Annotated in this window: 9 protein-coding genes and 1 pseudogene; 9 read left to right on the forward strand and 1 reads right to left on the reverse strand. The window is 66.9% G+C overall.

The features are described 5' to 3' along the window. Nucleotide 1 precedes the first annotated feature (1 nt). From ACFE87_RS09155 to ACFE87_RS09195, 9 genes and pseudogenes are all read left to right on the forward strand, one after another. Nucleotides 2–2,413 (forward strand): VirB4 family type IV secretion/conjugal transfer ATPase, encoded by a 2,412-nt coding sequence (locus ACFE87_RS09155; protein ID WP_375459315.1) that lies wholly within the window; start codon nucleotides 2–4, stop codon nucleotides 2,411–2,413. Next, complete coding sequence (locus ACFE87_RS09160) at nucleotides 2,410–3,291, forward strand: hypothetical protein (RefSeq protein ID WP_375459316.1); 882 nt, start codon at nucleotides 2,410–2,412, stop codon at nucleotides 3,289–3,291. Before ACFE87_RS09155 ends, ACFE87_RS09160 begins: the two co-directional genes overlap by 4 nt. 18 nt (nucleotides 3,292–3,309) lie before the next feature. Further along, on the forward strand, nucleotides 3,310–4,020 hold the full coding sequence (locus ACFE87_RS09165; RefSeq protein WP_375459317.1) for a type IV secretion system protein: 711 nt from the start codon (nucleotides 3,310–3,312) through the stop codon (nucleotides 4,018–4,020). A 9-nt stretch (nucleotides 4,021–4,029) separates the two neighbouring features. After that, nucleotides 4,030–4,212: a hypothetical protein gene (locus ACFE87_RS09170; RefSeq protein ID WP_375459318.1), complete on the forward strand. Its 183-nt coding sequence runs from the start codon at nucleotides 4,030–4,032 to the stop codon at nucleotides 4,210–4,212. Then, on the forward strand, nucleotides 4,209–4,403 hold the full coding sequence (locus tag ACFE87_RS09175; RefSeq protein WP_375459319.1) for a hypothetical protein: 195 nt from the start codon (nucleotides 4,209–4,211) through the stop codon (nucleotides 4,401–4,403). Before ACFE87_RS09170 ends, ACFE87_RS09175 begins: the two co-directional genes overlap by 4 nt. Before the next feature lie 3 nt (nucleotides 4,404–4,406). Next, the gene (locus ACFE87_RS09180) at nucleotides 4,407–5,519 is read left to right on the forward strand and encodes a type IV secretion system protein (protein WP_375459320.1); all 1,113 of its coding nucleotides are present in this window, start codon (nucleotides 4,407–4,409) and stop codon (nucleotides 5,517–5,519) included. 29 nt (nucleotides 5,520–5,548) lie between these two features. After that, complete coding sequence (locus ACFE87_RS09185) at nucleotides 5,549–5,896, forward strand: HAMP domain-containing protein (protein WP_375459321.1); 348 nt, start codon at nucleotides 5,549–5,551, stop codon at nucleotides 5,894–5,896. Nucleotides 5,897–5,982: 86 nt separating this feature from the next. After that, nucleotides 5,983–6,186, forward strand: coding sequence for a hypothetical protein (locus ACFE87_RS09190; RefSeq protein ID WP_375459322.1), 204 nt, complete (start codon nucleotides 5,983–5,985; stop codon nucleotides 6,184–6,186). Between the two features lie 71 nt (nucleotides 6,187–6,257). Then, nucleotides 6,258–6,427 (forward strand): annotated as a pseudogene (locus tag ACFE87_RS09195) (IS5/IS1182 family transposase); the annotation flags it as partial. 353 nt (nucleotides 6,428–6,780) lie between these two features. On the opposite strand, the gene ACFE87_RS09200 reads toward ACFE87_RS09195, so the two are convergent. Then, on the reverse strand, nucleotides 6,781–9,575 hold a 2,795-nt coding region (locus ACFE87_RS09200; RefSeq protein ID WP_375459323.1), incomplete at its 5' end, for a beta strand repeat-containing protein.

A 9,575-nucleotide genomic window follows, 5' to 3' on the forward strand; every position in this document is an offset into this window, starting at 1 on the left:
CGTGGTCGCACGCGCCCTCCTGGACGAGCTGACCTTCGGGGCCGTGTCCCGTCGGGAGCGCCCGGTCGCGTCGCACATTCCCTACACGCGCCACGTCGACGACCACGTCGTGAAGACCCGTGACGGCCTCGTCATGACGATCCTCAAGCTCGAGGGCTACTCATTCGAGACCGCCGACATCAGCGAGATCAACGCGCGGCTCCTCGCCCGCAACGACCTCGTTCGCACCCTCGCAAATTCCCGCTTCGCGCTCGTCAGCCACATCATCCGTCGCGAGGTGAAGCCGGTCATCCCTTCGACTTTCGACAATGCGCTCTGCCGCGAGATCGACTTACGCTACGACGCGGCGCTCTCGAAACGGCGCATGTTCGTCAACGAGATCTACGTCACGATCGTGCGCCGGCCCCTGCAGGGCCAGGCCGGCACGTTCGACGCCGCGCTGACGCGGCTCCTCGGCCGCAAGGACCAGGCGGGCGCGTCCGTCGCCGCCCAGACTGCGCTGACCGAGCTCCGCGACGCCGCAACCGCCCTCCGCGAGACGCTGGCGCCGTACGGCGCGCGCCAGCTCGGCGTCGTGCGACGGGACGGGGTTTGGTTCTCCGAGCCGCTGGAGTTCCTGGTCCAGCTCGTGAACGGCGCCCTGCCGCGGCCCATGCACCTGCCCCGCATGGCGCTCTCGGACGCGCTTGCCCAGACGCGCCTGTTCTTCGGCAGGAACGCGGTCGAGATCCGGGGCGCCGGGCCCGACGACACCCGCTTCGGCGCCATGGTGTCGATCCGGGAGTACCCGGCCCAGACAGGGCCGGGCTCCTTCGATAATCTGCTCCGGGTCCCGCACGAGTTTATCGCCACCCAGAGCTTCGCGATCGTCGACCGGCCCGAGGCGGCCCGGCAGATCGACCGCGTCTCGCGCCAAGTCGACATGTCGGACGAGGCGGGCTCGATCGTGTCCGAGCACCTGGACGAAGCTCGGGACGAGCTCCTCGGCGCCGAGGCAATCTACGGCGAGCACCACATGACGGTCATGTGCCTCGGCCGCGATCTCGCCGAGGTCGGAGCGACCGTGACCGCGGTCGGCGCGGCCCTGACCGACCGCTCGGTGATCTGGACGCGCGAGGACCTGAATTGCGAACCGGCCTTCTGGGCCCAGCTACCGGGCAATTTCGCTTACATCGCCCGCAAGGCCGTGATCTCGTCCAAGAACTTCGCCGGTTTCACGTCGCTCCACAACTACCCGAGCGGCAGGCCGAGCGGAAACCACTGGGGCCCTGCGATCTCGGTGTTCGAGACGACGTCGCAGACGGCCTACTATTACAACCACCACGTCCGCGATCTCGGCAACTTCACGGTGGTCGGGCCCTCGGGGTCCGGCAAGACGGTGTTCCTCTCCTTCATCTCGGCGCAGTCGCAGCGCGTCGAGCCGCGGCCAAAGCTTCTGTTCGTCGACAAGGACCGCGGCGCCGAGATCTTCATCCGGGCCATGGGCGGCCAGTACGAGGTGTTGGCGCCAGGCGAGCCGACCGGCTTCAACCCTCTCGCGCTGCCGGACACCGCCCCGAACCGCGACTTCCTGTTCCAGCTCCTCGGCTTCATGCTCCGGCCGACAAATGGCGGCGAGCTCTCGGCCTCTGAGGAGCAGGTGATCCGCAACGCCATTCGCTCGGCGATGGCGGCCGGGCCGGAGGGCCGCACGCTCCAGGCCTTCTCGACGCTGCTCCGCGGCCGAATCCGGGCCGGGGAGGGCGACCTACTGGCGCGTCTCGAGAGCTGGATGCGCCCGGACCAGCGCGGCTGGCTCTTCAACAACGAGACGGACCGGTTCTCGCTGTCCAGCATCTTCGGCTTCGACATGACGCGCGTGCTCGACGACCCGGTCATCCGGACGGCCGCGCTCATGTACATCTTCCATCGCGCCGAGGAGCTGCTCACGGGCGAACCCGTCATGATCTTCCTCGACGAGGGCTGGCGGCTCCTCGACGACCCGGTCTTCGCCTTCTTCATCAAGAACAAGCTGAAGACGATCCGCAAGCAGAACGGGATCGTCGGGTTCGGCACGCAATCGGCCGCCGACATCGTCCGGTCGAGCTCGGCCTCGACGCTGATCGAGCAGACCGCCACCAACGTGTTCTTCCCGAACCCGAAGGCAGACGATGAGAGCTACGCTCGCGCCTTCCGGCTCTCCAGCCGCGAGGTCGCCTGGATCCGGTCGACCGTCCCGGAGAGCCGGTCCTTCCTGATCAAGCACGGCCGCGACAGCGTAATCGCCCGGCTCAACCTCTCGGGCATGCCGGACCTCATCAAGGTTCTGTCCGGCCGGACCGAGACCGTGGCCGAACTCGACGCGCTCCGACGCCAAGTCGGCGACGATCCGGCGGTCTGGCTTCCGATCTTCATGGGGAGGGCAGCCGCGTGAGACTCCTCACCGGCGCCCTAGTCCTCGCAGGCTGCGCTTGGTCAGGCTCGGCCGCAGCCGCGATCCCGACCGATGATGCGGCTCAGCTGACGCAGCGATCGCAGACCTCGGCCGCGACCGTGAAGCTCGTGCCGATCACGACGCAGCGGAAAGACGCGAACAAGGGCGTCAACTGCTCGGTCACGACCGGCAAGAAGGCGAGCATCACCGATCCGACCGTGAAGCCGCAGCCGGGCGCGGGCGCGCGCTCGATCCAGCCCTACGCTCCCGCCATGCCGGCAACGCCGGCGCCCGAGGCGCGGGGCCCGGCGCGAAGCAGCCAGGAGCATTTTAGGTCTACGGGCGACGTGGTCGCCGGGGTGGAGTCGAGCCGATCGACGATCGGTGTCGCTGGGACCAGCCTGCGGATGGCCGGGCAGCAGGTCGGGACAGCTCCGACCGTGATGGGCGCACTCGACGCGAACTCGGCCGTGCGCGTCCAGGTCAACCAGGCCTGGAACGGCGCAACCGGGTCGGCCAACCTCTGGGTTACGGCCCTCAATGCTCTCAACCTCGCGCGAACCAACGATCGGAGCCGTGCTGCGATCGGAATGCAGGCGGTCGCGGTCGCGCCGGGCTCATCCGCTACAGCTTGCCCGGTCGGTGCAGTCGGCAGCGGCACGGCCGGCGATCCCTGCCGCTCGCCCGGCGTCTGTGCGGCCGCGATTGCGGGCGCGGTCAGCGATCCGGCCTGCGTGACCGGTCGCTTCGTCGATGACCAGGGCGCCACCGGCTTCTTTGTCACGCGCGTACCTGCCGGCAACATCGTCCCATTCGACCCACAGACGCCGCTGTCGCTCGCAGACCTGATCGCAGCGTTCGCTCGCTCACTTCCCTAGCCAGGACAGGAGACCTCCGTGCAGCTCACCCGCCTCCTCGCGCTCATCGCCGGCGCGACGCTCTCGGCCGCGGCCCAGGCCCAGATCCCCGTCATCGACAGCGCCAACCTGACGAAAGCGACCGAGATCGCGACCAGCACCCAGCAGATCCTCACGCTCGACCGCGAGATCATGCAGTTCACGCAGCGCACGCTCCAGGCCGTGACGGGGGACCGGAGCTCGCTCGCCCAGGGCAGCCTCGCCCAGATGGCGCTCGGCGGGGGGTTCTCGATGTCCCAGGCGCCATCGCTCGGGCAGGTGATCGCGGGCGGCACGCTCTCGTTCGCGGGTCTGGGCGCGGGATCGCAGAACATGGTCTCGCAGCTGATCAACGGGCTGCAGCTCATCCAGACCATCACGGGGCAGACGGGTAGCCAGGCCCACCCGGCCGACGCCTCCTACCGGAACGCCGTCAACGTCGCGGCGACCCTCTCGGGGCTGATCAGCTCGACGGAAGGCGCGGTCCGGCAGCGCTCGTCATCGTTCACGCAAGGCGGCCGGCAGATCGGCTCCGCGCCGGACCTCAAGGGCAGCGTCGACCAGAACACGCAGGTGCAGGTCCAGACCGGGCACACGATCAACGAGCTCACCGGAGTCGTGAACACGGCCGCAACAGCCGCCAACCAGGCGAACCTCGATCGCATCGCGGCCGAGTCGGCGGTCGCCCGCGCCATGCGGTTCACCAACTGAGGTTCCCTTGTGATCAGCCGCCTGAACTTGCTGCTGGCGTTCGTCCTCGCCCTCTCGGGCCTCGCCATCCTCGCGTTCGCGACATCCGCCTTCAAACGGGCAGCGCGGGATTCGCCGGCCGCGAACCTACCTGCCCGCGATGGCCTGTCGGACGCCATGACGTTCTCGCCGCCTGCGGGACCGAAGCCGTGAGAGCGACCGTCCTCCTCCTCGTTGCGGCGACAGTTGCGGCGGCGCTCTCCGGCTGCGGCTACAAGCCCTTGAAGGCGCCTTGCGCGGCCGACGAGGGTGGCGTCGCGACCGCCTTTTCGTCGCTGCAGGCTCCGCGCCGGAGCGAACTTGTGCCGGCCGAGGACAGCTGCGGCCCGATGCGGCCGATCTGAGCCATGTCGAGCTTCAGCATCACGGCGCTGCTGCAATCCGTCGACCGGATCGGCCAGAACTATGTCTCGACCGCCTACCAGGCCCTCTCGAGCGCGCTGACGGCTGGCGGGGCGACGAGCGTCGCGGGGCTGCTGCTCACCCTCTACGTAATCGTCTGGGGCATCGGCATCTGGCAGGGCACCGCGACCGGCGGCCCGGCCGATCACGCCTTTCGGCTGTTCCGGGCCTTCCTCATCTACACCCTCGCGACCAGCTGGAACGACTTCCAGACTCTGGCCTACAACGCGATGAACCAGGGCCCGTCGGCGATCGGCAATTCGCTCCTGAACGCCGTCACCACGGCTGGCAGCACAGGGACATCCGCCAACCTGACCTCGGTCAACGGCGTGCAGTCTGCCCTGCAGAACATGTGGGACACAACCAACCGGGCAACCCAGGCCTTCCTCCAGAACGCCGGCATCACGAACTGGGGACCCTACATCTTCGCGGCCGTCTTCTACGTCGTGATGGCGCTCCTGATCGGCTACGCCATCTTCCTCATCATCCTGTCGAAGCTGTTCATGTGGCTGCTGCTCGCACTCGCGCCCGTGTTCATCATCCTGCTCCTGTTCGGAGCGACGTCGCGGTTCTTCTCGGGGTGGCTCGGGGCGCTGGTGCAATATTTCCTGGTGCAGGTTTTGGTCTACGCGTTCCTGGCCTTCTACGTCTCCCTCATCCAGCAATCGCTCGACGCGCTGAACGGCGTCTCGAGTTCCGTGACCGTGAGCTGGGCGACGATCGGGCCCGTGGTGCTCCTCGCTATAATCGGCGTGCTGCTGCTATCTCAGCTGAACAACGTCGCGGCTGCAATTGCGGGCGGCGTGCCGATCTCGGCTGCGCGGATTGGCGCCGTCCTGGCGGTCGTTTCCGGGTTCAAGCCTGGCATGGCCGCGAACACCGCCCGGCTCGCCATCCGCAATCCGCTGAACCCGCTTTCGACTTCGCGCCGAGAGGAGCTCGCTGCTCGGCAGCGTACCAGGATCGGGATCAGGTCAGCCGCGTGGTCACAATCAGCCGAGGCCCGCCGACTCGCCGAGCAGATCAAGAACCAGAGCTCGCCGATGCCGGGAAGGTAGCTGCCCGGACAGGGTCGCCGACGTTTTGAGTGTTGACATCGCGTCCTCCTCCGCTGCCGCGGCGGCTGGTCGCCGGGCGCGGTAGTCGTGCCTACGTCCTGTCGCTCGTCGCAGCCGTGATCGCCCTCGTGGCCTATCCCGTCGTCCGCCGCACCACGCGGAGGTTGGAACGCGTCCGGAGCGCCATGGAGGCCTGGGGCGCGGGCTCGCTCTCGGCACGCCTCGTCGCTGATGGGCGCGACGAGGCCGCGGCGGTCGCGGCCGCGTTAAACGCGGCGGCCTCGCCGCTGGTCGAGTGCCTGGTCGCCGCGCATCGCTCTCTCCTCGCGAATGCCAGCCACGAGCTGCGGTGCTGCGGTCGCCGCTCGCACGGCTGAGGATCGCGATCGAGGTCCTACGGCGGGGACTCTCTCCCTAGACGCGCCGGGAGGGGGCCGCGGACCTCGGCGAGCTGGACGAACTCGTGGAAGAGATTCTGCTCGCGAGCCGGCTCCGTCACGACGGCAGCGTTAAACGTCGTGAGCCGGTCGACCTCCTCGCGCTCTGCGCCGAGGAGGCGACACGCGTCGGCGCCGAGGCCAGCGGCTTGACGGGGATCGACATCCGCGCGACCCGGAACTACTCGCATTCGAGTCAGCTTCCGTCCGACTCGGGCGGGTTCGGTTGAAAGACGTGATAGTTGCGGCGGTGAGGGCCAGCTGATTCATTCCTGCTGAGAGGCGCCGGGAACCGAAGCAGATACTAAGGCCGCGGCAGGTCGAGCACGGCGCGCTGTTTACACCTTCTCGCTGGATAATCACGTGCCGGCCGACCGTCTGCTCTGGTCGATCGACCGAGTCGTCGATCTTGCCAGGCTGCGGCGGGATCGATACCAGTCCTGCCCCTTCCTGGACCGAACAAGCCGCCCTTGATGCTTTCGCTTCCGAATAAGAACAGGTACTTGATAAAGACCGCAACGCCACCGTTCGCGGAGACGGCGAAATTGATCACTCCGTTTCAACCAGACGGTACGCCTAAATCGCGGCATTCACCGTACGCGCCCTTGGCATCTTCTTCAACCGTCCGTCTAAGCACTGCCGATTACGCGCACATCGCGGTGCTCGGCGCGAATGAGGTGCTAGGCTTCTGCGCCAAGCACCTCTGCTGAAAGATCAGGGATCGAGCGGTCGTAGTCGCCTTTCGCTTGCACGCGCTCCGGCCGCCTAAGGATACCTTCGTGTTCCAGGCCACGTCTTGCTCCTGCGTAGACGGAGCTACACCCTCACAGAAAGATGAAGTCGCTGGCCTGCAGCTGTGCTTTCATCACTCCGACCAGCCAAACGCCATCAGGCCCCCCAAAATCGATGGCCGTACTCCCATTTACTTCGAACGAATTTGCCATGACTTGTGAGTAAGAAGAAGCCATTGTTACTCCTTGTAGCTCCAACTTATCCGAACCAGGGGTAAAATCAAAGATGTAGTCATTCCCGTTGCTGGCTGCGAACACGAACGTGTCATTTCCCGCTTCGCCGTAGAGCTGGTCGTTTCCTTGGCCAGCAATGATCCGATCGTTGCCTCCACCACCGTTGATTGTGTCATCGCCGGCCTTGCCATCGATAGTGTCGCTGCCGGCAGTGCCCGTCAACGTGTTCGCACCGCTGTCGCCATTGATGATCGAAGGTTGGGTTCCAAACATAAAGTTGCTCGAGGAAAGCTGAGCTTTTAGAATACCTACGAGCCACACACCGTCTGGGCCGCCGAAGTCGATAGCCGTATTTCCACCAGCCTCAAAGGCGTTAGCCATGACTTGGGAGTACGACGACGCGAGCGGTACGTTCGATATTTCGAGAACGTCGTTTGTCTCAAAGTCGTAGATGTAGTCGTTTCCATTGTTCGCATCAAAGACGAACGTGTCGCTATCGGCTCCACCGTAGAGTTGGTCATCGCCGGTGCTCGCGATGAGGCGATCATTTCCGGCCCCGCCCGTCAGCGTGTCACTCCCGGCACCGCCCGACAGCGTGTCGTTGCCCACCCCGCCCGTCAGGGCGTTCGCAAGCGTGTTGCCAGTCAGCGCCTGCCCAGTCGCGGCCGTGCCGACGAGATTCTCCACGTTGGTCCCGAGCGTGTAGCTCGCGAGGTCCGTGCGAACCTCGTCCGTGCCAGCGCTCGCAGCCTCTGTGACCACGTCCACCGCCGCATCCACGACGTAGACGTCGTTTCCGAGCCCGCCCGTCATGGTGTCGGCGCCCGTGCCGCCCGACAGCGTGTCGTTGCCCGCCCCGCCCGTCAGGGCGTTCGCGAGCGTGTTGCCGGTCAGCGCCTGCCCGGTCGCGGCCGTGCCGACGAGGTTCTCCACGTTAAGCGCGAGCGTGTAGCTAGCGAGAGCCGTGCGCACCTCGTCCGTCCCGGCGCTCGCCGCCTCCGTGACGACGTCGGTCGCGACGTCGACCAGGTAGACGTCGTTGCCGAGCCCGCCCTGCATCGTGTCTGCGCCGGCGCCGCCGTCGAGGGTGTCCGCTCCACCGCTTCCGGTTACGACGTTCGCGAGCGCATTGCCGGTCAAAGCCTGTCCCGACGCGACTGTTCCGACGAGGTTCTCGACGTAGATCGCGAGCGTGTAGCTAAGGCCTGTGCGCACCTCGTCCGTGCCGGCGCCCGACGCCTCCGTCACGACGTCCGTCGCGGCGTCGACGATGTAGATGTCGTTGCCGAGCCCGCCCACCATCGTGTCGGATCCGGTGCCGCCGTCGAGCGTGTCGTTGCCGTCCATCCCGGACAGGGAGTCATTCCCCCCAAGGCCGGACAGGCTGTCGGGACCTGCGGTCCCGGTGAGCGTGTCGGCGCCGGCGGTCCCAGTGCTCCCGCCTCCGATGAGTTGGGAAGCGGTGATCACGCCGTCGCTGAACTGAAACTGCTCGACGGCGCTGATCGTGTAGACCTCTCCGGAACTCGTCTTCGTGAGCGAAATTACTCCCGCCGACTCGGTCGCGGAATAATCCTGCCGCGCGGACGCGAACTGGGCGATATCCGTTCCGGCTCCGCCGACCAGCGTGTCGTTCTCGGCCGCCCCGTTCAGGGTGTCGTTGCCCCCTCCGCCGGTGATGACGTTGGCTTGCGCGTTGCCGGTGAGGGTCTGTCCCGTAGCTGACGTGCCAAAGAGGTTCTCGACGTTGCTCGCGAGCGTATAGCTCGCGAGGCCTGTGCGGATCTCGTCCGTGCCGGCGCTCGCCGCTTCCGTTACGACGTCTGTCGCAACGTCGACCAGATAGACGTCGTTGCCGAGCCCACCCGTCATGGTGTCCGCGCCCGCGCCGCCTGACAGCGTATCGTTCCCTGCCCCGCCCGTCAGCGCGTTCGCGAGCGTGTTGCCGGTCAGCGCCTGCCCGGTCGCGGCCGTGCCCACCAGGTTCTCGACATTGGTCCCGAGCGTGTAGCTCGCGAGACCCGTGCGAACTTCGTCCGTTCCCTCGGCCGCTGCTTCCACCACGACGTCGCCCGCGACATCGACCACGTAGACGTCGTTGCCCGCGCCGCCAGTCATCGAATCGGACCCACCCCCACCAGAGAGCGTGTCATTGCCGGAACTGCCGGAAAGGGTGTCGTTGCCGGAGCCGCCGACAAGGAGGTTGTCGAGCGTGTTGCCCGTCCCCGCGAAGGTCGAAGCTCCTGTATAGGTCAACGTCTCGACGTTGGTCCCGAGCGTGTAGCTCGCAAGATCCGTGCGGACCTCGTCCGTGCCGGCGCTCGCCGCTTCCGTCACCACGTCCGTCGCGACTTCCACCACGTAGGCGTCGTTGCCGAGCCCGCCCGCCATGGTGTCGGCGCCCGCGCCCCCTGACAGCGTGTCGTTGCCCGCCCCGCCCGTGATCGCGTTCGCGAGCGTGTTGCCGGTCAGAGCCTGCCCGGTCGCGGCCGTGCCGACGAGGTTCTCGACGTTGGCCCCGAGCGTGTAGCTCGCGAGTGCGGTCCGGACCTCGTCCGTGCCGGCGCTCGCCGCTTCCGTCACCACGTCCGTCGCGACGTCCACCACGTAGGCGTCGTTGCCGAGCCCGCCCGCCATGGTGTCGGCGCCCGCGC

The sequence above is a fragment of the uncultured Enterovirga sp. genome, assembly GCF_964242715.1.
Lineage (GTDB): Bacteria > Pseudomonadota > Alphaproteobacteria > Rhizobiales > Beijerinckiaceae > Enterovirga.